Origin of the sequence: Cylindrospermopsis raciborskii Cr2010 (genome assembly GCF_003367075.2) — a bacterium.
Taxonomy (GTDB): Bacteria; Cyanobacteriota; Cyanobacteriia; order Cyanobacteriales; family Nostocaceae; genus Raphidiopsis; species Raphidiopsis raciborskii.
The window spans coordinates 2,207,443-2,231,262 of record NZ_CP065936.1; the positions used below are offsets into that span (position 1 = coordinate 2,207,443).

Genomic DNA, 23,820 nt, shown 5'->3' on the forward strand with positions numbered 1-23,820 from the left:
TAATATACTAGTATGCCAAAAACTCATAAACAATCAAAGGATTAATGAGAAAAAATAATTCTCCCGCCGTTTCCTGGGGTATTGGTGATAATTCAACCTGGTTGTTCATGATTTTATCAATCACTATTCCGGTTTTTATTTGGTTGGTTGTTTCCAACTCTGGTTTAGTTAAACCATTGTTTTTGCCAACCCCTCAAGCAGTTCTTTCTGCTTTACAAAAACTGTGGGCAACCGGTGACCTGCAAACAGATATTGGATTTAGTTTATTACGGGTTTTAGGTGGGTTTTTATTAGCTGCTGTTATCTCTATCCCTTTGGGTGTATTAATGGGGAGTTTTCCGGTAGTTCGAGCTTTATTGGAGCCTGCTATTAGTATTTTTCGCTACATGCCTGCACCTGCTTTTATTCCCCTGCTAATTTTGTATTTCGGTTTAGGAGAAACACCAAAAATACTGTTGATATTTATTGGTACAGTGTTCTTTAACACTCTGATGATTATGGACGCGGTAAAGTTTGTTTCTCGAGAATTGATTGAGACTTCTTATACATTAGGTGGTCAACACCATCAGATTTTATTGCAAGTGATTTTGCCTTTTATTGTGCCGAATATCATTGATGCTTGTCGAGTTAATATGGCAGCTTCTTGGAACTTGGTGATTGTAGCAGAGTTAGTAGCTGCAACCGAGGGACTAGGTAGACGCATTAGTGTGGCTCAAAGATTCCTCAAAACAGATGAGATTTTTGCTGGGTTAATTGTCATTGGTCTGATTGGTGTAGTTATTGACATTTTGTTAGTTATGCTACATCGTATGGTTTGTAAATGGGCTCATAATTAGCATAAATAAAATTTGTTCAAATCTTAAAGTTTAAAATTATGCATTTACAGGTCTCTCAACTACATAAACAATAAAATGAATACGACCAAGTCAAGCAAAGTTGGGAATTTCAAAATTACAAACGTTTGATTTTCAACCTATTAAGTGGTTATTGAGTGGTATTAAACTCATAATAAAATGCCGTGCATGTTTTTGGATAACTGGGTGGGTGGAATTAAATATAAGATGAACGTAGGTTGGATTGAAGTATGAAACCCAACGACAGCGCGGGTTTCGTTCCTCAACCCACCCTACAAATAATTGTGCCTCCCTACTTACCACACATTTAGTGTCAAGAAAAAATTAGAAAGTCTTAATTTTTGATCAATATTCTCTTGGCTGATCATAGTATTATAGCTCCCAGGGATTACATTTACCTTGCTCACAAGGCAAACTGATATAGATATATTAAGATGAAACTCACCAAAGAAAATAATCAAGAATGACTCACATTTCAACAGTGTTACCATCTTCTGCGCTGACAAACTACCTATTAGGCGCGCTTTTCATCCCGCCAACAGGTGCACAATTGACTAAGTTCATTTTAACTTTGGGTTTGTGTGCGGGAATTTCCGTAGCAATTTATCTGGGACTTTTTTATGTCCTGCGACCTATTGTCCGTAAGTTAGAAAAAGATACGTGGATTCTCGTCCTCGGTCTTTCTCAAGCTCCTCTGTCCGCAGTTTTGGTATTGTCCAGTCTCAAGATTTCCCTAGTCAATTTTAGCAGTTCCGGGGAAATCATTGAATGGATCCAAAAATTTGCTACAGCTTTTCTCATAGCCGCATTTACCTATTGGATTACTCAGATACTCACTGAATTGGTGGTTGTCTACTTAAAATCCTATGCTAGACAAACTGAAGCGGTTTGGGATGATGTTTTAGTACCCCTTTTGAAGAATTTCATCCCAGTTCTGACTTATATTATTGGCTTCTCCCTATTTTTTACCGTTCTGGGTGTAGACCTATCGGGAATAGGATTAGCCCTGGGTAGTATTACCTTGGTATTAGGTTTAGCAGTCAGGGACATTTTAAGCAATTTTTTCAGTGGTCTGGTCTTGCTAATTGACACACCATTTGAATTCGGAGATGTGATTGTTTTTGATGGTTCCCTGGCAATTATCAAGGAAATCGGTATTCGAGTTACCAAATTGTATCTGATTGAAGAGCATTGCGAAAAGTATGTACCGAATGCTACTCTAAGCAATCAGAGTATTACTAACTTGAGTCGTCCTACAACACACTATGCCTATAAAATTCCCGTGTCTGTGAGAATTGATGCCGATTCTGCTTTAGCAACCAATATCTTGAAGGAAATTGTGATTGGACATCCAGACACCATAGCCAATTTTGATGATAAGCTAAGATACTTGGATTCATTTTATGGATTGAAGGAAGCTCAGGATAACAAACCTTCTAAAAAAGAAGCGGGGCGGAACCGTCTAGAATTAGACAAAGAAATTAGCCTACAGTTGAAAAAGATTGGTGCTGCATTTGAAACACTACTGGAAGAAATTAAGGTTCTGGAAAGAGGTGGTTTAGATACACAGGAATTAATGGTTCTCCAAAAAACTTACATGGATATTTTGGAACTGGTGGGTATGGTAATTGTAACAGAGCGCAAGGGTAAACGACAGCGCTCTAGGTTAGAAGAGGAATCTAGCCAAAAAACAAACCTCATTTCTTTAGTCAGAATCTGGTATCGCACTTGGTTAGAAGATCCAGATTTAGTTATGGAAGACCGTCAGATATTACCTGATGAATGGGAGCAGAAAATTGACCTGCTCAAACTTAAACTGAATAAACTATTTCAGATCATTTCTAATCCAGGAGTTAAGGAAACTCGATTGGACAATTATGTGGAAAACTTTGCCGAATGGCTAGAATCCAGCTTTAAGGAGTCTTCTACAGCTTGGAAGGAACCACAAGTACAAATCACCAATATTCAGGGATCTTCCATGGAATTTGCTGTCAGGTTCTACGTTGATAATATTCAGCTGGAACATTGGCGACGTGGTGAACGGGTTAAAAATGAAGTACGCCGAGAAATGATTCGACGATTAAGATTAGCTCATATTTACACTGGCTAACTGTCAATTTTTTCGGTCTCCACTCCTGGTGCTTTAACAGCATAATCAGGGTGGAGCTTTGTTTTTAATGTTAAACTAGCTGGGATGTGATATGGTTATACCATATTACATCCTACAACCCCTAAAATTTGTAACTGTTGTAACAACTATGATCAAACCTGCCCTAACTAAAATTGGCGCTCAAATGTCTAACTTAACTGGCGTTAGAGCAATTATGAAAGATATAAATGAAACACTCAGAGCAAATCAAGGGCAGGTATTATATAATCTCAGTGCTGGCAATCCCTTGATACTACCAGAAGTAGAGCAATTATGGCGAGACTGCACAGCAGATTTACTGTCCAGTGGGGAGTATGGGGAGGTTGTCTGTCGCTATGGTTCTTCTCAGGGTTACGCGCCCTTTATTGCTGCTATCGTTAAGGATTTCAATCAACGTTATGGCTTGCAGTTAACAGAACGTAATATTTTAGTTACAGCTGGTAGTCAAACTATTTACTTCTATGCAGCTAATGCTTACGGTGGATATACTGAGGAGTGCAAATTGAAAAAAATTGTTTTGCCCCTCAGTCCAGATTATACAGGATATGGTGGTGTGAGTATCTGTCCAGAATCTTTAATTGCCTATAAACCAGCTCTGGATGTTGATGGTGTAAATCATCGTTTTAAATACCGTCCTGATTTTACCCAGCTTTCTATTACTCAGGAAACAGGTTGTGTGATTTTTTCTCGTCCCTGTAACCCCACAGGTAATGTGTTGACCAATGAAGAGGTGGAAAAAATTGCCGCCCTGGCCACGCCCTATGATGTACCAGTCTTCATAGATTCCGCCTATGCGCCCCCTTTCCCAGCTTTGAATTTTACCGAGATGAAACCCGTATTTGGCGAAAATATTATCCACTGTATCAGTTTGTCAAAAGCTGGGTTGCCAGGAGAAAGAATTGGGGTGGCTATCGGTGAGGAAAAATTATTACAGGTTTTAGAGTGTTTTCAAACTAATGCTGGTATTCATTCTTCTAGATATGGTCAGGCGATCGCCACCCGTGCCATAGAATCGGGGGCCTTGGCAAATATTGCGGAAACTGTGATTAGACCATTTTATCAGCATAAATTTGATGTATTGGAAAGCACTTTAGATGCGGTAATGCCCAAGGATTTACCGTGGTTTTTACATCGGGGTGAGGGAGCGATTTTTGCCTGGTTATGGCTACAGGAATTACCCATTAGTGACTGGGAATTTTACCAACAGTTAAAGAAAGTTGGTGTGATAGTTGTACCAGGTAGTAGTTTCTTTCCCGGGTTAGAGGAGAATTGGGAACACAAACATCAATGTCTACGCATTAGTTTGACAGGTACTGATGAGGAAATTAGTATTGGTATGCAGCGTTTGGCGAAGATTGCCCAAGAGGTTTATCATCAATAGTGTTCAGACTAAATGAATCACAATGAAGCGGGAAAATAAAAACAGAAAACAAGAAATTGGAGATCAAAAAAAGGGGGAAACAAATCAGAGTTTCCCATTCCCCAACCTAGATGATTGGATCGAGATTGGTAAAATCGTTGCACCTCAAGGGTTAACTGGGGAAATGCGGGTTTATCCCCAGACTGATTTTCCAGAAAGGTTTGAAGAACCGGGGACTCGCTGGTTATTGCTCCCGGGAGAACCATCACCTCAACCGGTACAGTTATTACATGGTCGGTATGTAGAAGGCAAAAATCTATATGTAATTAAATTGCATGGTATAGGCGATCGCACTGCTGCAGAAAACCTGAGGGAGGGTAGACTATTTGTACCAATAGGCGATCGCCCGGAATTAGCTCCAGGAGAGTTTCACGTTATAGACCTGATAGGACTACCTGTATTTATGCAAGAATCTGGGGAGAGGATAGGGGATGTGACGGACATATTACCTTCTGGACACGACTTGTTGGAAGTAAAATGTGATCCATCTTGGAATAAGAACTTAGGGGGAAAGACGGTTTTAATTCCCTTTGTGATGGAAATTGTCCCTGTGGTAGATTTAGGCAATAGACGGATTGAAATTACTCCTCCCCCTGGTTTATTGTCAATCAATGAATGAGCTATTCGGGACTGCTATTAGCCCTATTAGCGCGAGCATCAGCAGAACTCATAACTTCTGCTAAATTTTCCAACACCTCACCGGGATAGTTTTCCAATTTTCTGGTAGAAATAGCAACTCTCCCCTTACTTTCATCTATATCAATAACAATACCCTTAATTTCCTGACCGATTTGGAAGACCTTTTCCAAAGACTCAGTAAATTTCTGACTAACTTGCTTGATATGGAGTAGGGCGCTCACCCCATCCAAATCAACAAACACACCAAATGGCTTAATCCCAGTCACCTTACCAGTGACCAACTGATCAGTCTGTAATAAACTGAGGTTACTGGAACGAGTTGCCAATCGTTGAGAAAGAATTAACTTTTTGTTAGCGCGGTTCACCTCTAAAAAACCGACAGTAAGGGTTTGTCCCTTGAGAGCTTCTAGATTTTCCCGCTCCACCAAGTGGGATTTGGGAATAAAACCGCGTAGGGAAAGAACCTCCACATTCACCCCACCCTTATTCACACCAATAACTCTTACGGGGATGCTTTGGGAACTTTCTTGCATTTGAGCAACTTTTTCCCAAATGTGCTGAATTTCCAGTTGTCTACGGGAAATAGTAACTTGACCTTCCGCATCTTGCTCACGAATAATCAAAAACTCCATCTCCTCATTTAGGGGAAGAATTTCCGATAAATCCGTGACTGTTCTCAAGGAAGCTTCATCTCGGGGAAGGAATGCTGATGATTTACCTCCAATATCAACATAGGCTCCGTCATGGTCAAGTTGAAATACTTTACCGCGTACAATTTGTCCTTTTTGAAATTGGTAATCGTGTTTTTCTAAAGCCTTAGCAAAATCATCCATAGAAAAAGATGAGGTAGCTATTTGAGAAGATTCGGATGGAGAAGTCATGATTTTTGAAGATGAGGGCAAGATATTTAATGGATTAATGGTAGACAATTTCCAGATAGTTTGTTATTGATCAATCATTAGTTGTCACCAGTAGGCTAAACAGTTGTTGAACTTGTTCCCAAGCTTCAGCAGCGGCTTTAACATTATAACTGGCGCGGTGATCGCAAAAAAATCCGTGATTAGCTCCATCGTAGCGAAAGATCCGATGGGGAACGTGGTGTTTTTTTAAAGTATCCTCAATTTCATCTACCTGTTCTTGGGGTATACTAGCATCTTCCATGCCAAAAAACAGATAAATAGTGCCAGAAATTTCCGATGTACGCAGTAGAGTAGGGTGATTACCTCCGGGGGTGCGGGTAGGGATTCCAGCGCCATAAAAGGAAGCTGTAGCCTTAATATCCGGGAGAGTGGCTGCTAAATAGGCTACATGTCCCCCAAAGCAAAATCCTATACAACCAAAATTACCTGGTTGCACATTCTCCAAGGTCTTGAGATAATTGATGGTGGATCCTATATCACCCAGTAGCTCTGTAGCTTTAGTTTGTGACCAAGCATATTTTCTACCGACCTCAATTTCATCTGGGCTATATCCTGCTTCAAATCCTGGTGCTTGGCGTTGAAAAAGAGCAGGGGCGATGGCCACATACCCTAACCTGGCAATTCGTTCTGTGACATCGCGAATATGTTCGTTTACGCCAAATATCTCTTGCAAGACCACAATTCCTGGATAGATACCAGTTGCTACAGGTTGTGCCAAATAAGCATCTATGGAACCATCTAAACCGTGAATTTGAACTTTTTTGGCATTGATAGCTCGAGGATAATTTTCCGTCATGATCAAAAAAATATAAGGGAATGCAAAAAGTAGATGAATTGATTTGAAGAATATTCTAACTAAATTCTGACATTGCTATCTTAAACAAGTAACAGATAGAAAGTAGATATACAAAATTCAAGACTGTTAACAACAGCTACAGTCATTAGGAGAATTGGTAATGATTCAATTCCGTATTCAGCCAGACAGTGAAATTCCCGCTTCTAGTCAATTATTTAATCAAATTCGCTTTGCGATCGCCTGTGGACAGTATGGTTCTGGTTACAAACTACCCAGCACTAGAGCCTTAGCTATACAAACGGGACTGCACCGCAATACAATTAGCAAAGTGTATCGTCAATTGGAGGAAGAAGGATTTGTCGAGAGTTTAGCAGGTTCAGGAATTTATGTTCGGGTTCAAGGCCACGAAACTGGTAGTCGTTTACAACTACCAATTTTGCAACAATATCCCCAAGCATTTAAATCCATCCAACAAACCCTAGACGAACTACTCAATCAAGGTTGTTCCCTCAATCAAGCTAGAGAGCTATTCTTAGCTGAGGTAGATTGGCGTCTGCGATGCAGTGCTAGGGTTTTGGTAGCAGTACCATTACAGGATATTGGGGTTGGACAATTAATGGTTGACGAATTGGAAGAGTCCCTAGAAATTCCCGTAGAGCTAGTGGCCATGGAAGAATTGGCCGCAGTCCTAGAAGAAACTACCTCCGCTACCTTGGTGACAAGTAGATACTTTATAGGGGATGTGGAAGCAATTGCTGCTCCCAAAGCAGTGCGTGTTATTCCTCTTGATATTCATGACTATAATAAAGAACTAAATGTAGTTAAAAACCTCCCTAGATCCAGTTGTGTCGGTATAGTTAGTCTTAGTCCCGGTATTCTAAGAGCTACAGAAGTAATACTACATGGGTTACGTGGTGATGATTTACTAGTCATGACCGCCCAACCCAAGGATGCTTATAAGTTAAATGCGATCGCCAAGCGATGCGAGGTGATTTTTTGTACTGACGCCACAAGTCATTCTGGTGTACAAACGGTAGTACAGGGCATAGCAGAAGATATCATTCGTCCTCCCAAACTAATTCGCTGTGCAAATTATATTGCTCTACAATCAGTGAATTTACTACAAAGGGAATTAGGATTAATTTAGAGATTTTTCGCCATCTAATTATGATGGTTATTAGCGTAGTGAACCCTAGTACCAGCCCAAAGTAACTTCTCCCGCAGGGTCTGATAATAAGAATTATTAGCCCGCAAGATAATAAACTTAGCTCGACAGTCAGTCATACGCACATCCACACGATGACCAGGCCAAATAGAAGTGGATAACACTCCATCCATCCACAACTTTGTGCTTAAATCATAATCACCCAGAGGCCAAACACTGACCACGGAACCAGGTGGTAACACTAAAGGACGACTGGAAAGACTCATAGGACAAATGGGGGTAACGGTAATAGCCTCCATGCCATCGTGCATAATTGGACCATTGGCAGAAACCGTATAACCAGTAGATCCAGTGGGGGTAGAAACAATCAATCCATCCCCCACATACTGATCAACAACTTCTCCATCAATTTCCATTTCTAGAATTGAGGTTATCATTCTATCCGCAGAAGCGGGTTTAATACAGAACTCATTTAATGCGAGGAAGTTTTCAGTTATCGGTTCCAGGTTAACCCTGGGTCCCTCATAAACAGCTGCCTGTAACATCATCCGTCTTTGTATAGCGTAGCGATCTTCTAATAGTCGATCCCAAACTCGTTCTGGTTCCTGAAACTCATCCATAGACTCAGTTAAAAACCCCAGATGACCACCCACATTTACCCCTAAAATGGGGATACCAGCTGGAGCCAAATGTCTAGCACCAGTTAAAACCGTGCCATCTCCACCCAATACTAGAGCCAGGTCAATAGGTTGGGTAGCGGAGGCTAAAAATACGGGATAGGGGTTATCTTTAGGTCCACTTGGTCCAACCAAAACTTGACAATGACGCTTCTCTAGTTGTTTTGCACAGAGTTCTGCCCAACGTTTACTTTGAGAGTCCCGTGCTTTGTAAGCAATGATTACCTGCTTGAGTTGCACGCAATGTTACCACTTGAGTAGGTTAAACTGCTCCATATCAACGGTATTACGGTTACGGTAAATAGTTAAAACTATTGCTAAACCTACCGCTGCTTCTGCAGCTGCTACGGTAATCACAAAAACTGTGAATACCTGGCCTTTAATTAAAGTTGAATCCAAGAAATTGGAAAATGCCATTAAATTTAGATTCACAGCATTTAACAACAATTCGATGGACATAAGTACACGAACGGCGTTACGACTGGTAATTAAGCCATAAATGCCAATACAAAATAAAGCTGCTGCAAGTAGTAAAAAGTATTGAAGTTGCATGATTGAACAATTGCTGATGGAAATTTATTCCTGATTACCAGTAGTAGATACCAATTCTCTGGGACGCTCTGGCAAAGTGAGGATGGTTTGTGGTAGCTCAGATGGGGTAACCTGGTCTGGTAGGTATTCCCGTCGAGCTAGAATAATTGCCCCCACCATGGCTATCAATAATAAGATTGAAGCCAGTTCAAAGGGTAGTAGGAAGTCACTAAATAGGTGTTCACCTATGACAACTACGGAATTTTGGGTTGCTGGTGGTGTGGTGGTGTTACCCCAGGGTGTTGCTAACACCATGGCACTTAAAAGGGCAAATAGTCCCAAGCTAACCACACCTGTGACTATTTTTCGTAAACCAGCGCTAGGTATGGCGGCAAAGTCTTGACGCTTGTTTACTAACATGATAGCAAACAATATGAGGACGTTAATAGCTCCTACATAAATCAACACCTGAGCTGCTGCTACAAAATCCCCATTGAGCAATAGGTATAGTCCAGCCATGCTGATAAACACACCACCTAGCAAAAAAGCAGAATAAACGATATTAGAGAACAGCACTACACCCAATGCTGCACCAATCATCATTGCACCCAAGATGCCAAATGAAACCGATTGTACTCCTTCGCCTAAATTCACTGTTTTCGATCCTTTTGATATTTGACAAATAACTACTCACGACCACTTTCCACTAAGTCTTGTGGAAGGGAACCAGCACGAGGAGCATCAGCAGGGACTCCATGGGGTTCAGTAACTCCCTTGGGTAGATAAACTAGTTCCCGCAGCGGTGTCACCATGGGGTCATTGGTGACTTTGTATGGTAACCTTCCAAGCGCAACACTATCATAGTTGAGTTCATGGCGATCGTAGGTGGCTAATTCATATTCTTCTGTCATGGATAAACAATTGGTAGGACAGTATTCTACACAATTACCACAGAAAATACAAACTCCAAAGTCTATACTGTAGTGTTTAAGCTTTTTCTTCTTGGTAGCTTTGTCCATTTCCCAATCCACCACCGGTAGGTTAATGGGACAAACCCTGACACAAACCTCACAGGCGATGCATTTATCAAATTCATAGTGAATTCTACCGCGAAACCGCTCACCAGGAATCAATTTTTCATAAGGGTATTGTACGGTAACAGGACGCCGTTGCATGTGATCAAAGGTTACTGCTAAACCTTGTCCGATATAACGGGCCGATTGTACTGCTTCTTTGGCGTAATCACCAACTTGTTTGAGGAACTTTAGCATGGTTTATCTCTTCTGTAGTCCTTTAATGATGATTGGCGTTCAGGAATTATTGCTCTTAACCACCGAAAACACTGGGAAAGGCTAATTTAAGAGCTGCGGTTAACAGCAGGTTGACTAATCCAATTGGCAGTAGAAATTTCCACCCCAAATCTAATAACTGGTCAATTCTTACCCTGGGCACTGTCCAGCGAATTAAAATGGCTAGGAATACCAAAAAGTAAGCCTTTAACACCGTCATGGTAATACCTAAAGCCGCTGTGATGACTTGTAAAATCGAGCTGGTTTCACTCAGTCCTAACCATTGACCTAGGAGGCTAACTGGTATGGGTAAATGCCAACCTCCCAAGTATAAAATTGCTACTAGTAGGGCGGAGAGGATGAGGTTAATGTAGGAACCTAGGTAAAATAAACCGAATTTCATTCCCGCATATTCGGTTTGATATCCAGCTACTAGTTCTTCTTCTGCTTCTGGTAGGTCAAAGGGTAAACGTTCGCACTCCGCCAAAGCTGCAATCCAGAAGATGATAAAACCCAGTGGTTGTCTCCAAACGTTCCAACCTAAAATCCCCAGGTGAGATTGTTGGTTGACTATATCAATTGTGCTTAAGCTATTGGACATCATGACTATGGCCAAAACGCTCAATGCTAGGGGTATTTCATAACTGATGGATTGTGCTGCTGCTCTAAGTCCCCCCAACAAGGAGTATTTGTTATTAGATGCGTAACCAGCCATTAGTAACCCTATGGGCTGAATACTTGATAGGGCAATCCATAAAAACACACCTAGACCAACATTAGTGATGACGATATTTTCCCCAAACGGTACTATCAAAAATGACAAAAATACCGGGATTACGACAATAATCGGTCCTAAAGTGAATAACCAGGCATCTGCTTTCGCTGGTACTATGTCTTCTTTAAATATCAGTTTTAGACCATCGGCTACAGGTACTAGCAAACCAAATGGACCTTGATATTCTGGACCAATTCTTTGCTGTACAGCAGCGGATATCTTCCGCTCTAGCCAAGTAGCAACTAATACGCCTACTGTGGCCCCAATCAACATTAAGATCATCGGCAATGGCATCCAAATAGCTTTGGCTACCCCGGCTGGGATTCCTAAATCCTTCACCGATTGAATAAAAGTTCCTTGGAGGTCTATTCCTGCATTCATTTTTGCTACTCTTTGTAGTCGTCAACTCGTCGTAAATCTACGAATATTAGGTAAATTAATAAAGGTAAATTTACTGGTATATCATCTCAACTGAGATGGTGGCTAATGGCAGACTTGTTGCCAATTACTGAGTCTAGTATATCTTTAGATGGGTTTCGTCAATTGATCCCAGATAACAACTTCTACTTATGATTGAGATTGGTTCCAAGGGGGGAACAAGGTTTGATTTCCCCCCCCTCACCATCAACGCTGATCTATAGCAGTGTAAGCTATTCCATGTAGACCGTTATAAACCTGGGTGGGACGGAAAATGCGATTTTCTTCTAGTTGTTCTTTCCAGTGGGCTAACCAACCAGCAACACGAGCGATCGCAAATACGGGCGTAAATAAGTCTGTCGGAATGCCCATCTTTCTGTACACTAAACCGGAATAGAAGTCAACGTTAGGATATATTCCCTTATTGCCAACTTTCTCGGTCATGATTCTTTCTACTTCTTGAGCAATAGCATAATATTTGTCAGATCCAAACTTATCGAATAGTTGTAGAGCCAAATCTTGTAGAATTGTGGCTCTGGGGTCTTTAACTTTGTAGACACGATGTCCGAACCCCATAATTTTGGCTTTTTTTTGCAGACGGTCTTCTAAATAGGGCGCAACATTATCTACAGAGCCAATTTCTTCTAACATCTGTATAACTTCTTCATTAGCACCCCCATGTAATGGTCCACCCAAAGTACCCACCGCACTAGCTACAACAGCATAGGGATCAGTTAGTGTGGAAGCTGTGACTCGTGCACTAAAAGTAGACGCGTTCATGGTATGCTCAACATGAAGAATTAAGCAAATATCGAAAATTCTTGCCGCTAAGGGATCAGGCTCTTTTTCATTGAGCATGTACAAGAAGTTGGCAGCATAATTTAGATCATCTCTGGGTTTAACTGGATCATTTCCCTTGCGCATTAGTTGAAATGCCGCTACCATGGTAGGGATTGTGGCTATTAACCGCACTACTGCATCCCGGATGTATACCGGATTATGGAGATCTCGACGAGAGTAGAATAATCCTAATGCTGCTGCTGAAGCTTGTAAAGCATCCATTGGATGTCCGCTTTCAGGAAAGCATTTCATCATATCTCGAATACGGTATTTTATCCGTCTATGGCTGGCAATCTCCTTTTCAAAGTCTACTAGTTCCTCCTTAGTGGGTAGTTTTCCCCAGATGAGGAGATAGGCAGTTTCTAAGAAGGTACTTTTACCTGCCAGTTCCTCAATTCTAATGCCACGATACTCTAAAACTCCCTTTTGCCCGTCTACATAGCTAATACTAGACTGGGCTGCAGGAATTCCTTCTAAACCTGGCTTATACTCGCACACCGTCATGGCTACACCATTTACCTTATGAAATATCAGCAACAAGCTAACTTACCAGGGATCCCCCTCACAGTTAATAGTTGTTGATTTAACAACCATTGTATGCGAAAGCTCAAAAAAACTGTTATAGCAGGTATCTTGGGGGTGTCAACCAAAACATTTGACCATGACCCACTATAGAGCCATTATCTGGCACTTCTATTCCTATCATACCTGCTTTTTTGAGGATGAGTTTTTCTTTTGCTTCTCCCCAAACAAGAATTTCTGCCCAACTGCTTAAACAGGGTTCATGTCCCACTAATGCTAAATGAGTTTGCTGATCATATTTTTGATCATGTCTTCTCGGTTCTAACCATTCTTGTATCCAATTGTGAACATTCCCTTCCCAGCTCAAATGTAATGAAGTTTCTAATTGGGAACCCAGTCCAGCTTGCATAAGTATTTCCGCTGTTTGTCTGGCGCGAACTAAAGGACTAGTTAAGATTAAATCGAATTTAAATTTGAGTTGGATTAGTCTTTGGGCAATTTTTTCCATCTTCTTTTTCCCTTCTATAGTAAGCGATCGCTCTTCGTCTTTAATATCTAATTGATGTTCCTGAGCAATACCATGACGGATTAGGTATAAGTACATGTGTTAATAAGGTGCTTAGTGGTTATTAGTTTACTGGTATTGGTATTATGATTTAGAGACCTTGGATTATCAATCATCAAAATTCATGACCGTGATTATTGCTGGAGAGCGGAGTGGGGTGGGTAAAACTACTGTAACACTCTCACTTTTATCATCCCTGTGTCGTCAGGGAGTTAGTGTTCAATCTTTTAAGGTTGGTCCGGATTATATTGATCCTATGTTTCATCAATATGTAACCAATCAACCCTGTCGTAATTTAGATGCGGTTTTGACCTCTGAGGGGTATATTCAAAAATGCTTTAAACTTCACAGCGAAAAATCTGAATATGCTTTGATTGAAGGAGTAATGGGTTTATTCGACGGCGTAGGTGCTTCGTCACTAATTATTGATAATAACAGTGATAGGATTAATTACCCGGTGGATTTTGCCAGTACCGCTCATGTGGCTAGATTATTAGATATTCCCGTCATATTAGTGATTGACTGTGGTCGTCTCTCTGGTTCTGTAGCTGCTATTGCTCATGGTTACTGTCATTTAGATCCCAGAATAAAAATTGCTGGATTGGTATTGAATAGGGTGGGGAGCGATCGCCATTTATCTTTATTAAAAAGTTCCCTAAAAAATCTTGGTTTACCTATTGTTGGTGTACTAAAAAGGGAAGATAATATAAGCATTCCTGATCGTCATTTGGGTTTAGTGCCCACAGGAGAATTAACCGCCCTAGACAGGGTGATTGACCAGTTGGCAAAGTTAGGAGATAATTGTTTTGATTGGGAATTATTATTACCACTGTTGCGAGTGAATCAGCTCAAGGAACCTAAATTAGCCAATCTAGGTAATTTAAATGAAGCGAATGGTAATCTTCAAGAATTAGATGATAAAATTAGAATTGCCGTAGCCTGGGATAAAGCCTTTAACTTCTATTATCAAGACAACCTAGACCTATTGCAGGAACTGGGAGCAGAATTAGTATTTTGGAGTCCCATCAATGATGATCAATTACCCAAAAATATTCAGGGGATGTATTTTGGCGGTGGTTTTCCCGAAGTATTTGCCCAAGAACTAGAGGCCAATATTCAGGTAATTCACCAGGTGAAGAATATAATCTTATCCGGAATACCAACCATCGCAGAATGTGGAGGTTTAATGTATTTATGTGAAAGCATCATTGACTTTGATAATCAAGCCTGGTCTATGGTAGGAATAATACCAACATCGGCGAAAATGGATAAAAAACTAACTCTAGGTTATCGTCGCGCAGTAGTTTTAGAAAACAGTTTTTTACACCATGGGGGAAAAAATATTTATGGACACGAGTTTCATCGTTCTTGTTTAAATAGTGAAACCACATATCCCTTATTTAATACTTTTCGTTATGACTGTGAAGAAAATATGGGATGGGAAGGATGGAATTTACCTAATGTGCACGCTTCTTATATACATCAACACTGGGGTGAGAGTATAGAGATTCCCCAAAACTTTTTGCGAGAATGTCTAAAGTTTTTAAAAACCAGAGGTAAAATGTAGGATGTAAAGAATTCTTCCTAGAAAGTAGATGTTTTGGAAGTGGTGCGTTAAAGTTATTATTGTTGCTTTGGGGTTGTGGCTAAGTTTAGACTTGGCGTGTTCCTTGGGAGCAGAAATTTTTTGGTTTCAGGAAGTGGGTTACTTGCCCAACTTACTGGTGCGACTAATAACTCAGGGTATGATCTGGGTGATTATTACTGGGACGAGCATAATTTATTTTTGGGGGAACCTTTCCTTAGCGAAAAAGTGGCAATATCCTCAAGAGTTGAAGATGGATCCAGCAATTACAGCAAAAAATAAGTTAAGCACCAGAATCACAAAGTTTTTGAGTCCCCAATATCCACAATTATATCAACCAGATCACATAGAAACTGTAACCCGACCAATTAAATTTATTTGGTTATTACCATTGACCTTGGGTTTGAGCTTGTTAATAGGAATAATATTAATCTGGTATGGACAATTAGTCATCAGCTATTGGCAAAACCCAGGTACTCGAATTGATGATTTATCTGATTCGACAATTATATTTAGATCTGAAATAATTCCCCAAATCTTAATCAAGATAATATCTCAATTTAGGTATTTTATATTGGCATTAGGGATAGGGATAGCTATTTTAGTATATAGGGAATTTTTGCTGTGGGCGATCGCCATAATTATCAGTTGTGGTTTTGGCTGGTTAGTATGTCAAAGATGGAATAGCATCTTATTATACTTTTACCCTACAACTTTTAACCAGACAGAACCTTTATTTGGCAAAGATATCAGCTTTTACGTATTTTCTTTACCAGTAGCAGAAATTCTCTGTTTTTGGTTTTTAGGATTATGTGTATATGGAATCATATCAGTTGCTCTTACCTATTTACTATCGGCTAATAGTCTTAGTCAGGGTATATTTCCTGGGTTTGCACCGAAACAGAAACGTCATTTATTGACCCTAGCTAGTGGGATGATGCTGGTATTAGGTTTTAGTTATTGGTTAAGGCGCTATCAGCTAGTGTATTCACCCAGGGGAGTGAGTTTTGGCGCTAGTTTTACCGACGTGCATTTTCAGTTGCCAGCTAATACCATACTTTGCGTGGGCGCGGTGATTCTAGCGTTTTACCTATTATGGCAAAGTTTATTTTGGCATCGCAAATCTCCCCATCATGAATGGGCAATTTATGGGTTGGGGATCTATGCAGGATTAATAATCCTCACTGAATGGATGATACCCAATATTATGCAATATCTGGTAGTACAACCCAATGAACTGGAAAGAGAAAAACCCTATATAGAACGTACTATTGCTCTTACCCGTCAAGCATTTGATTTAGACTCCATTGACGCTCAAACTTTTAACCCCCAACAAAACCTGATTAGGTCTGATCTAAGGGCCAATGATTTAACTATTAGGAATATTCGACTATGGGATCAAGAACCACTTTTAAAAACTAATCGTCAATTACAGCAAATTCGTCCCTATTACCGGTTTCCTGACGCGGATATTGACCGCTACATGATTAAAAAAGAAATTACCACAGAAACACAACCACAGACAGTTCCAGAAAAACGTCAAGTCCTAATTGCTGCACGAGAATTAGATTATGATGCTGTTCCCCCACAAGCACAAACTTGGGTCAATCGCAGTTTAGTCTACACCCATGGGTATGGATTTACAATTAGTCCTGTCAATACAGCTGCACCTGGAGGCTTGCCAGAATATTTTGTTAAAGACATCAGTGGTAATGGTAAGGCTCTAACTACAGCTAATGCAGCTATTGATCAGAGTATACCTATTGGTGAGCCACGAATTTATTATGGAGAAATTTCCAATACTCATGTCATGACCGGAACTAGGGTTAAAGAATTAGATTATCCTAGCGGTGCAGATAATATTTATAATACCTACGATGGTCAAGGGGGAATTACAATTGGAACTGGGTGGAAACGTTGGTTATTTGCCATGTATTTCAAAGATTGGCCAATGATTTTTACACGAGATTTTTTACCGGAAACCAAGATATTATTCAGGCGTAATATTAGTCAGAGAATTCAGGCGATCGCTCCTTTTTTAAAATTTGATAGCGAACCCTATTTAGTAGCAGCAGATGGTAATTTGAATGATAAAGACAAACAAATTAAAGCTGGCAAAAACTATCTATATTGGGTGATTGATGGCTATACTATTAGTAGTAGTTACCCTTACTCAGATCGGAATAAGAATGGTATTAATTACATTCGTAATTCGGTAAAAGTTATCATTGATGCGTATAATGGTACCGTCAGATTTTATATAGCTAAACCAGAGGATCCTTTAATTACTACTTGGTCAAGAATTTTCCCTAAAATGTTCCAACCGTTTATAAACATGCCTGAAAATCTCCGCAGTCATGTTCGCTATCCAGTGGACTTGTTTAAAATACAATCGGAACGATTAATGACATATCATGTAATCAATCCCCAAGTATTTTATAACCGCGAAGACCAATGGCAAATTCCCAACGAAATCTATAGCGGAGAACCCCGTCAAGTTGAACCATATTATTTGATAACCAGTTTACCTAGTGTTCCCTTTGAAGAATTTATCCTATTGCTTCCCTACACGCCAAAACAAAGAACAAATTTAATTGCCTGGTTAGCAGCACGTTCTGACGGTGAGAACTACGGTAAGCTACTATTGTACAATTTTCCCAAAGAAAGGTTGATTTATGGTCCAGAACAAATAGAAGCTAGGATTAATCAAGATCCCATCATTTCTCAGCAAATTTCCCTATGGAATCGTCAGGGATCGAAAGCAGTACAGGGGAATCTTCTAATTATTCCCATTGAAAAATCCTTATTGTACGTAGAGCCAATTTATTTAGAAGCAACTCAAAATAGTTTACCCACCTTAGCTAGAGTGATTGTAGTTTATGAGAATCGTATTGTCATGGCACAAAATTTAGAAGCAGCATTAGAAGCAATATTTAGATCAGAAGTTACCCCCGCTCCACCAATCATTCGTCCTGTTGAGGAGGAGGGAATCCCACCCAGTTGAAAAACCTGTTCTATATCTGGGTAGAATTTAACTTACGGTTCAAGGTTTTGGCTACAGTGTTGACCATTAGTCCAAATTTCATACTCACCTTCGATAAATTCTAGGGTTTCTAGGTTAAAAATGGCATTATATTCACCACAAATTGCATGAAAATGAGCAGGAGGATGACCTGCAAAAAACAGTTTAATGATAATTCCGTAAAATCTGGTAATTTCCGGCATGAATTTGATTCCTAATGGTCATTAGTTTTTATAACAGTAACATTGTAACAAAATTTGTTAGGTTTTGCCCACTTATAAGTTTGGTCAAAAAACAGTTAAAAAATATGTTGGGCCAAGTAGCAACTATTTTTGTTACAATAGGCTAAGTCCAATTATACAGGAGCGATATGTTATACCATTTGGATTTTCATGTTGAATACCCAAACATGACACAGGGGGAGCTGTTTAGTATCTGGAGCGAGGAAGCAGATGCAGCACTACAAGCTAAACAAGCAGGAGTGGTAGTGGACCTATGGAAATGTGTAGGAACTCGTCGGGTAATCGCCATTGTAGATGTTCCCACACCTGATACTCTGGATCAAATCCTCTTGGATTTACCCATTATGAAAAAAATGGGTCAAAGTGTCCATGTGGAGGTCACCCCTCTGAGAAGATATGAAGACTTTGCAACGGATGTAAAAGCACGTCTGTCAAATAATTAAGCAATAGGGCGAGAGTTCCCACCTCGTTGACGGTGGGAATAAAAGTTATTTCCTGAGATAGAGATTTGGATATTTACAATGAAACCTATCGAAAGATATAGGTGAACTTTTATGGCGCTAAACATATAATTGAAAAAATCATGAAATTATGAAAATTTCTATGGGGGTTTTTAAAAACTGCATGGGGGTAATATCAAAACATGAAAAACATTCGGAAAGTTTAGCAACAAATCAGACATTTTATCGACTGAAACAAAGGGAAAGTGTCGAAGAAAATGGTCAAAAACAAGAGGTAAGTCAGTGGCTGAGTATTTCCGATATAGCTATTAGTTTAAGTCCTTTGGGCTTCGTGATTGTTTGGGCAGTATTTTTATTAATTCTCCAAAAAATTCGCTCTGCTTTAGAGGAGAAAATGTCATTGACTGTCAATGGAGTTAGTCAAGTCCCCTGTAAGAACTGTAAATTCTTTTCTAATAACCATTATCTCAAGTGCGCAGTAAAACCAGATATAGTCCTTACGGAAGCAGCTATAGACTGTTCTGAGTATTGTCCTAAAAAAACCAAGTTTACTAGGAGGAAATTTTTTGGATAATGGGTAAGAGATATTAAAAGAAAATAAATAAATCGGTCTTTTACCGATCAAAAATATAAACTATTAATAGCAACGGTTAATACATAGCTTTTAGCTCTACCATGAGCAACCTTCATGGAGGTTTTCTCAATGGAGTACTACAAAACTAAAACCCCACTTGATAAATACTAGTACCCCATCCATAAAAAACTAGTCCCCATTACCCAAAAAAAAGATTAAGTTCTGTTCACTAAGGTTTTAAACCTAGTGAGTACAATCTTAATAAATTCAATAAATTTAATCCCTAGGCGCAATTTTTTTGAGTTAAAGGTCAACTGCTATAAGCAGAACATACAACTTCACCAAAATCCTTGACTAATCTAGAAAGATAAACTTGGTCTGGACTATCCGATTAAGTATCTAACCTCAACCCATCCTACAAATAATTGTGCCTCCCTTAGAAACTGGAATTTAGACTAATTCTATGGTTAACTGCAAGACAGACAAGAAACTACTCCACTTTCTCTATCATGAGTTAGAACTTTCCCACGCTGATGTTGCTGTTGCTCTACGACAGCGTAAGTTTGATGAAGCACCAATTCCCATGTTGCTTTGGCAATATGGACTAATAGACTTACAACAACTGGAAAAGATTTTTGATTGGTTAGCGGAAAATGTTTAATCAATATCTATTTCCAACCCTAAAAGGCAAATACCATGATTATTAGTTTAATTGCTGGATTAACTATTTTGGTGATTACGGGAATGACTAATAGCTATATTAGTCATAGATTATTCATAAAAGATTCTGATCAGCCCACCAATAAACCATCTTAGTTTATCTCTAAAATTGGTGGTTTAGCATACAGATATGACGCAAGAATTGAGGCATAATCAGACATAATTAAGTGACTTTAATTACTAGCCATAGCCAGGGAGCTAGAAAGATCACCAATTAATCACTAGTCCCCTACAGGAATATTTGTGATGGGTAAAATTAACATTAACGATACTACATTACGGGATGGTGAACAAGCAGCAAGAGTTACTTTTACACTCAAAGAAAAAGTGGCGATCGCCCAATTTTTGGATGCCATTGGCATTGGGGAATTAGAAGTAGGTATACCCGCCATGGGGGAAGAACAAATTAATGCCATTAGAGCTATTAATGATTTAGATCTAAATGCCAAATTACTAGCTTGGAACCGAGCAGTTATTTCAGACATTAAAGCTTCTCTCTCCTGTGGGATTAAAAGAGTACACATTGCTATTCCCGTTTCTGGAATCCAAATCGCTAGCAAATTCCATGGACAATGGCGAGTTAGTTTACAAAGATTGCAAGATTGTATTCACTTTGCACTTGATCATAATCTTTGGGTAGGAGTGGGAGGAGAAGACTGTTCCAGAGCAGATGAAAGTTTTCTGGAAGATGTTGCTTTATACGCTCAAGAATGGGGTGCATCAAGATTTCGTTTTTGTGATACGGTGGGTATCTTAGAACCCTTTAAAACCCACCTGAAAATTAAACGACTAGTCTCTCGATTATCAATTCCTATAGAAATTCATACCCATAACGATTTTGGACTCGCTACTGCTAATGCTATTGCTGGTATTAGGGGTGGTGCCCTATCTGTAAATACTACCGTTAATGGACTGGGTGAAAGAGCAGGAAATGCAGCTTTAGAAGAGGTTGTTATGGCTTTAAAATACATATATGGAGTTGATTTAGGAATAAACACAGATAACTTTTCACAGCTATCTCAACTAGTCGCTAATGCAGTGGGATCCAATGTTCCACCTTGGAAAGCTATAGTAGGTAAAAATACCCGGAAATATATAGAAGATTTGCACTACCAGGAGAGTGGTGATTTTGGCATTAAATAAATACTAAGGAAGGTCTATATCTTAACAACTCAAAAACTAACAGGAAAAAGTTAAACTAATAGAGGTATTAATGCAAAAAGATGAAATAGAACTAAACTCTCCACCTGTATTTGAGATTGGGCAAAAAGTACGAGTCAAAAAACTGATTAAAAATGATGGTACTTTTCCTGGTCGAGAAATTGGAGAAGTTTTAGCTAGGATTGGAGATGTGGGTTATGTGGCGAGTATAGGAACTTTTCTACAAGCATATTATATATATGCTGTCCATTTCTTAAATACGGGGTACATTATCGGTTGTCGCAAAAGAGAACTAGAATCCGCTGAGGAAATATCTTATGAAAGTAATGCTACGGGTAAATGATGCTGGAACTTTAGTTGTCTATGTCGCGAAAAAGGACTTAGAAGAAGAAGTTGTTAAACAAACAGATAGTGAAGCAGGCAAGGTTCTTACTTTAGCTAATGGTTGGCAATTAGAATTTAGTCAAATCCCCCCACGAGAAAATTTGCCTCAAACCGTAGAAGCTAAACTTCTACACTAACCTGACACAAAAAGATACCTGAATTATATAATAATGCAGGTATCTATATCTTGAGTAACTTAATTTATGTAATTAACATGGGTAAAAAGTATCTAACCTTATCACAATTGAATATAGAGGGACAATTTTTAGGTTTTAGTTCACAGGGAAATGATGGGGGTAAGTGTAAAATAAAATACAAACATTTGTATTTAAAAACTTCTACCCAAGATCTAAAAATTAAGATTCCCAAGAATTTACGCTGTTCCTTGAGGAATTTATTAACTGGGGAACAAATTTGTGTAAGTGTAGTAAGCAAATTAAATCGAGTCAATGGCAAAATTAAACTTACAGCTTATGGGGTTAGACCTGTAGGATTTTGTCCCCTAGATTATTCATCGAAGGAAAATATAGCTAAAATTATGGTTTGTCAAAAATCTGCATGTCTCAAGCATGGAGGTAAATCTTTATTGGCTAACCTAGAAAAAACTTTGTGCGATCGCGGTTTATTAGATAAAGTTAAAATTGAACATACCAATTGCCAGAAAGCTTGTAGAACAGCTCCCAACTGTATATTAATGTTAGGAGAGGAGCAATATAAGAAGTTGGAACCAGAAGCAATAGCAAGTTTACTGCAAACCCACTTTTTTGCAAATAATATATAGTAAATTTTATATAAAAATATCATTATCAATAAACATGGTGATAAATTTAGCATCTCTTCATAATATATCAGCCATAATTCATTGAAATTTATCGAAACTATCTCCTGAATGAGACTAGAATAAAAATCTATTTTCTCAATAATTAACTTCTATAAAACCTAATGAGAAATATTGTGTACAAGTACCGATTAGCCAGAATAATGGTTAATTATTGGCTCTGTTTGTTATCCCTAAACTTATTAAGTTTCCTCTTCTTTTCCACATCTGTTGGGATTAAAGCAGTTTCAGCAAATGATTCCATAAGCGAGAATAATCAAGGATTATTGAACAAAAAAATAGACCCATCAAATGAAGAATCTATAAAGGTAAACCATACTACCGAATTTATTGATAGTTTGAGAGAGACTGGTCAAAAAAGGGCTAATCAACCCTTACCCATCCAATCTCAAACTATCGCCCAACAGGTAGATGCTGAACAAAAGATAGACGAGAAAATGGAGATTGTTCAGAATGCGGAAAAATTGGGTCGAGACCTATTAATTGAACCAGTCCTCCCTACAATTCCCAGACCTGAACCAGTTCCCAAAAAACAAACATCACAACAGAAAAGCTCTCGAACCTATACACCCGGACTGAGTTTTGGTGCTCCCAGTGCTTTTGGTGCTAGTTGGGGTGACATATTTATAGGAGCGGGTGCTGCAACACCAGGTAAAAGTCGTGATGGTAATCCAGATGGGAGCATGACTGCTGGTTTTGGATTAGGCGATCCTTATAACCTGATTGGTTTAGAACTAGCATTTAACAACGGGAGTGTCAAAAATTTTGGTTACAATGGTACCTTTGACCTAAAAGCTCATCGCATTGTCTACAGAAAAACAAACCATGCTATAGGTGTTGCTGCTGGTTGGAGAACTTTTGCTCAGTATGGTACTGAAGGTATAAGACCGTCTGGTGTTTACGGTGTGGTAACCAGTTATTCTTTTTTACAACCTGATAACCCTGTTAATCCTATGGCCCTTTCTTTTTCCTTGGGAGCAGGAGGTGGTGACTTCCGACAGGGTAAAGATACTACGGGACTATTTGCGGGTTTTGGTGTGCAAGTTCACCCCCAAATAGGAATGGGTATAGGTTGGAGTGGGGTAGGTTTAAATGCTGGTATATCCGTAGTTCCTCTAGCCAATATTCCCTTTGCAATCACAGCTCAGGGTGCAGATCTTACTGATAATAGTGTGGGTGGTAGGATACTTGTTCTCACGGTCGGTTATGGTTTCAATTTTGTCGGTAAGTAGAGCTATGGCTACGTAAGCAAATTGCTGTAACTTTTTAATTTG

General features: G+C 39.3%; 24 protein-coding genes and 1 pseudogene. 15 read left to right on the forward strand and 10 right to left on the reverse strand.

What is annotated here, in order from left to right:
- The first annotated feature begins 101 nt into the window (after positions 1–101).
- The 4 genes from C6N34_RS10010 to rimM all read left to right on the forward strand — a co-directional run bounded on the left by C6N34_RS10010 (position 102) and on the right by rimM (position 5,042).
- Positions 102–836: an ABC transporter permease gene (locus C6N34_RS10010; protein WP_369806406.1), complete on the forward strand. Its 735-nt coding sequence runs from the start codon at positions 102–104 to the stop codon at positions 834–836.
- Between the two features lie 568 nt (positions 837–1,404).
- Entirely contained in the window at positions 1,405–2,964 is a 1,560-nt protein-coding gene (locus C6N34_RS10015; RefSeq protein ID WP_072149153.1) for a mechanosensitive ion channel family protein, read from the forward strand.
- Between the two features lie 151 nt (positions 2,965–3,115).
- The gene (locus tag C6N34_RS10020) at positions 3,116–4,384 is read left to right on the forward strand and encodes a valine--pyruvate transaminase (RefSeq protein ID WP_057178988.1); all 1,269 of its coding nucleotides are present in this window, start codon (positions 3,116–3,118) and stop codon (positions 4,382–4,384) included.
- 22 nt (positions 4,385–4,406) lie between these two features.
- Positions 4,407–5,042: a ribosome maturation factor RimM gene (gene rimM, locus C6N34_RS10025; protein WP_057178969.1), complete on the forward strand. Its 636-nt coding sequence runs from the start codon at positions 4,407–4,409 to the stop codon at positions 5,040–5,042.
- Between the two features lies 1 nt (position 5,043).
- Here the strand turns inward: rimM and C6N34_RS10030 are convergent, their stop codons facing one another.
- Both C6N34_RS10030 and C6N34_RS10035 read right to left on the reverse strand, forming a co-directional pair.
- On the reverse strand, positions 5,044–5,943 hold the full coding sequence (locus tag C6N34_RS10030) for a S1 RNA-binding domain-containing protein (protein ID WP_057178970.1): 900 nt from the start codon (positions 5,941–5,943) through the stop codon (positions 5,044–5,046).
- A gap of 70 nt (positions 5,944–6,013) precedes the next feature.
- Positions 6,014–6,778 carry a dienelactone hydrolase family protein gene (locus C6N34_RS10035; RefSeq protein WP_006277815.1) on the reverse strand — a complete coding sequence of 255 codons (765 nt, stop codon included), beginning with the start codon at positions 6,776–6,778 and terminating at the stop codon, positions 6,014–6,016.
- Positions 6,779–6,938: 160 nt separating this feature from the next.
- Here C6N34_RS10035 and C6N34_RS10040 point away from each other — a divergent pair, with 160 nt between their 5' ends.
- Positions 6,939–7,925, forward strand: coding sequence for a GntR family transcriptional regulator (locus tag C6N34_RS10040; RefSeq protein ID WP_057178971.1), 987 nt, complete (start codon positions 6,939–6,941; stop codon positions 7,923–7,925).
- A 14-nt stretch (positions 7,926–7,939) separates the two neighbouring features.
- On the opposite strand, the gene C6N34_RS10045 is transcribed toward C6N34_RS10040, so the two are convergent.
- The 7 genes from C6N34_RS10045 to sixA form a co-directional block, all read right to left on the reverse strand.
- Positions 7,940–8,860, reverse strand: coding sequence for an NAD(+) kinase (locus tag C6N34_RS10045; RefSeq protein ID WP_057178972.1), 921 nt, complete (start codon positions 8,858–8,860; stop codon positions 7,940–7,942).
- 6 nt (positions 8,861–8,866) lie between these two features.
- Positions 8,867–9,172 carry an NADH-quinone oxidoreductase subunit NuoK gene (nuoK, locus tag C6N34_RS10050; protein WP_006277812.1) on the reverse strand — a complete coding sequence of 102 codons (306 nt, stop codon included), beginning with the start codon at positions 9,170–9,172 and terminating at the stop codon, positions 8,867–8,869.
- 24 nt (positions 9,173–9,196) lie between these two features.
- Positions 9,197–9,805 (reverse strand): NADH-quinone oxidoreductase subunit J, encoded by a 609-nt coding sequence (locus C6N34_RS10055; protein ID WP_057178973.1) that lies wholly within the window; start codon positions 9,803–9,805, stop codon positions 9,197–9,199.
- A 32-nt stretch (positions 9,806–9,837) separates the two neighbouring features.
- Positions 9,838–10,422, reverse strand: a complete 585-nt coding sequence (ndhI, locus tag C6N34_RS10060) for an NAD(P)H-quinone oxidoreductase subunit I (protein WP_009343498.1) — start codon at positions 10,420–10,422, stop codon at positions 9,838–9,840.
- 55 nt (positions 10,423–10,477) lie between these two features.
- Complete coding sequence (gene nuoH, locus C6N34_RS10065; protein WP_006277809.1) at positions 10,478–11,596, reverse strand: NADH-quinone oxidoreductase subunit NuoH; 1,119 nt, start codon at positions 11,594–11,596, stop codon at positions 10,478–10,480.
- Between the two features lie 243 nt (positions 11,597–11,839).
- Positions 11,840–12,976, reverse strand: a complete 1,137-nt coding sequence (locus C6N34_RS10070; RefSeq protein WP_057178974.1) for a citrate synthase — start codon at positions 12,974–12,976, stop codon at positions 11,840–11,842.
- Between the two features lie 115 nt (positions 12,977–13,091).
- Positions 13,092–13,598 (reverse strand): phosphohistidine phosphatase SixA, encoded by a 507-nt coding sequence (gene sixA / locus C6N34_RS10075; protein ID WP_057178975.1) that lies wholly within the window; start codon positions 13,596–13,598, stop codon positions 13,092–13,094.
- Positions 13,599–13,683: 85 nt separating this feature from the next.
- On the opposite strand from sixA, the gene C6N34_RS10080 reads away from it, so the two are divergent.
- Together C6N34_RS10080 and C6N34_RS10085 are read left to right on the forward strand one after the other, a co-directional pair.
- The gene (locus C6N34_RS10080) at positions 13,684–15,126 is read left to right on the forward strand and encodes a cobyrinate a,c-diamide synthase (protein WP_057178976.1); all 1,443 of its coding nucleotides are present in this window, start codon (positions 13,684–13,686) and stop codon (positions 15,124–15,126) included.
- A gap of 28 nt (positions 15,127–15,154) precedes the next feature.
- Positions 15,155–18,148: a UPF0182 family protein gene (locus tag C6N34_RS10085; RefSeq protein ID WP_115538050.1), complete on the forward strand. Its 2,994-nt coding sequence runs from the start codon at positions 15,155–15,157 to the stop codon at positions 18,146–18,148.
- Between the two features lie 32 nt (positions 18,149–18,180).
- Here the strand turns inward: C6N34_RS10085 and C6N34_RS10090 are convergent, their stop codons facing one another.
- Entirely contained in the window at positions 18,181–18,369 is a 189-nt protein-coding gene (locus tag C6N34_RS10090; protein WP_057178978.1) for a DUF4160 domain-containing protein, read from the reverse strand.
- A gap of 206 nt (positions 18,370–18,575) precedes the next feature.
- On the opposite strand from C6N34_RS10090, the gene C6N34_RS10095 reads away from it, so the two are divergent.
- From C6N34_RS10095 to C6N34_RS10130, 8 genes and pseudogenes are all read left to right on the forward strand, one after another.
- Entirely contained in the window at positions 18,576–18,851 is a 276-nt protein-coding gene (locus C6N34_RS10095) for a muconolactone Delta-isomerase (RefSeq protein ID WP_236106996.1), read from the forward strand.
- Between the two features lie 148 nt (positions 18,852–18,999).
- Positions 19,000–19,443 carry a hypothetical protein gene (locus tag C6N34_RS10100; protein ID WP_115538048.1) on the forward strand — a complete coding sequence of 148 codons (444 nt, stop codon included), beginning with the start codon at positions 19,000–19,002 and terminating at the stop codon, positions 19,441–19,443.
- Positions 19,444–19,906: 463 nt separating this feature from the next.
- Complete coding sequence (locus C6N34_RS10105) at positions 19,907–20,104, forward strand: DUF2949 domain-containing protein (protein ID WP_006277801.1); 198 nt, start codon at positions 19,907–19,909, stop codon at positions 20,102–20,104.
- Positions 20,105–20,409: 305 nt separating this feature from the next.
- A pseudogene (locus tag C6N34_RS10110) lies at positions 20,410–21,273 on the forward strand (homocitrate synthase); the annotation flags it as partial.
- Positions 21,274–21,376: 103 nt separating this feature from the next.
- Positions 21,377–21,667, forward strand: coding sequence for a nitrogen fixation protein NifZ (locus C6N34_RS10115; RefSeq protein ID WP_006277799.1), 291 nt, complete (start codon positions 21,377–21,379; stop codon positions 21,665–21,667).
- A complete protein-coding gene (gene nifT / locus C6N34_RS10120; RefSeq protein WP_006277798.1) occupies positions 21,642–21,845 on the forward strand; it encodes a putative nitrogen fixation protein NifT in 204 nt (67 codons plus the stop codon). Before C6N34_RS10115 ends, nifT begins: the two co-directional genes overlap by 26 nt.
- 77 nt (positions 21,846–21,922) lie before the next feature.
- Positions 21,923–22,489, forward strand: a complete 567-nt coding sequence (locus C6N34_RS10125; protein WP_115538047.1) for a (2Fe-2S) ferredoxin domain-containing protein — start codon at positions 21,923–21,925, stop codon at positions 22,487–22,489.
- Positions 22,490–22,689: 200 nt separating this feature from the next.
- On the forward strand, positions 22,690–23,778 hold the full coding sequence (locus C6N34_RS10130) for a hypothetical protein (protein WP_006277796.1): 1,089 nt from the start codon (positions 22,690–22,692) through the stop codon (positions 23,776–23,778).
- Positions 23,779–23,820: the final 42 nt, after the last annotated feature.

Excerpts from the sequence above, each read along its gene's own strand:
- C6N34_RS10090 (WP_057178978.1), bottom strand. The coding sequence starts at position 18,369 with ATGCCGGAAATTACCAGATTTTACGGAATTATCATTAAACTGTTTTTT.
- C6N34_RS10085 (WP_115538050.1), top strand. The coding sequence starts at position 15,155 with ATGTTTTGGAAGTGGTGCGTTAAAGTTATTATTGTTGCTTTGGGGTTG.
- C6N34_RS10105 (WP_006277801.1), top strand. The coding sequence starts at position 19,907 with ATGGTTAACTGCAAGACAGACAAGAAACTACTCCACTTTCTCTATCAT.
- nuoH (WP_006277809.1), bottom strand. The coding sequence starts at position 11,596 with ATGAATGCAGGAATAGACCTCCAAGGAACTTTTATTCAATCGGTGAAG.
- C6N34_RS10095 (WP_236106996.1), top strand. The coding sequence starts at position 18,576 with ATGACACAGGGGGAGCTGTTTAGTATCTGGAGCGAGGAAGCAGATGCA.
- nuoK (WP_006277812.1), bottom strand. The coding sequence starts at position 9,172 with ATGCAACTTCAATACTTTTTACTACTTGCAGCAGCTTTATTTTGTATT.
- C6N34_RS10040 (WP_057178971.1), top strand. The coding sequence starts at position 6,939 with ATGATTCAATTCCGTATTCAGCCAGACAGTGAAATTCCCGCTTCTAGT.
- ndhI (WP_009343498.1), bottom strand. The coding sequence starts at position 10,422 with ATGCTAAAGTTCCTCAAACAAGTTGGTGATTACGCCAAAGAAGCAGTA.
- C6N34_RS10130 (WP_006277796.1), top strand. The coding sequence starts at position 22,690 with ATGGTTAATTATTGGCTCTGTTTGTTATCCCTAAACTTATTAAGTTTC.
- C6N34_RS10070 (WP_057178974.1), bottom strand. The coding sequence starts at position 12,976 with ATGACGGTGTGCGAGTATAAGCCAGGTTTAGAAGGAATTCCTGCAGCC.
- C6N34_RS10030 (WP_057178970.1), bottom strand. The coding sequence starts at position 5,943 with ATGACTTCTCCATCCGAATCTTCTCAAATAGCTACCTCATCTTTTTCT.
- C6N34_RS10115 (WP_006277799.1), top strand. The coding sequence starts at position 21,377 with ATGCAAAAAGATGAAATAGAACTAAACTCTCCACCTGTATTTGAGATT.
- C6N34_RS10125 (WP_115538047.1), top strand. The coding sequence starts at position 21,923 with ATGGGTAAAAAGTATCTAACCTTATCACAATTGAATATAGAGGGACAA.
- C6N34_RS10100 (WP_115538048.1), top strand. The coding sequence starts at position 19,000 with ATGAAAATTTCTATGGGGGTTTTTAAAAACTGCATGGGGGTAATATCA.
- nifT (WP_006277798.1), top strand. The coding sequence starts at position 21,642 with ATGAAAGTAATGCTACGGGTAAATGATGCTGGAACTTTAGTTGTCTAT.
- rimM (WP_057178969.1), top strand. The coding sequence starts at position 4,407 with ATGAAGCGGGAAAATAAAAACAGAAAACAAGAAATTGGAGATCAAAAA.
- C6N34_RS10035 (WP_006277815.1), bottom strand. The coding sequence starts at position 6,778 with ATGACGGAAAATTATCCTCGAGCTATCAATGCCAAAAAAGTTCAAATT.
- sixA (WP_057178975.1), bottom strand. The coding sequence starts at position 13,598 with ATGTACTTATACCTAATCCGTCATGGTATTGCTCAGGAACATCAATTA.
- C6N34_RS10080 (WP_057178976.1), top strand. The coding sequence starts at position 13,684 with ATGACCGTGATTATTGCTGGAGAGCGGAGTGGGGTGGGTAAAACTACT.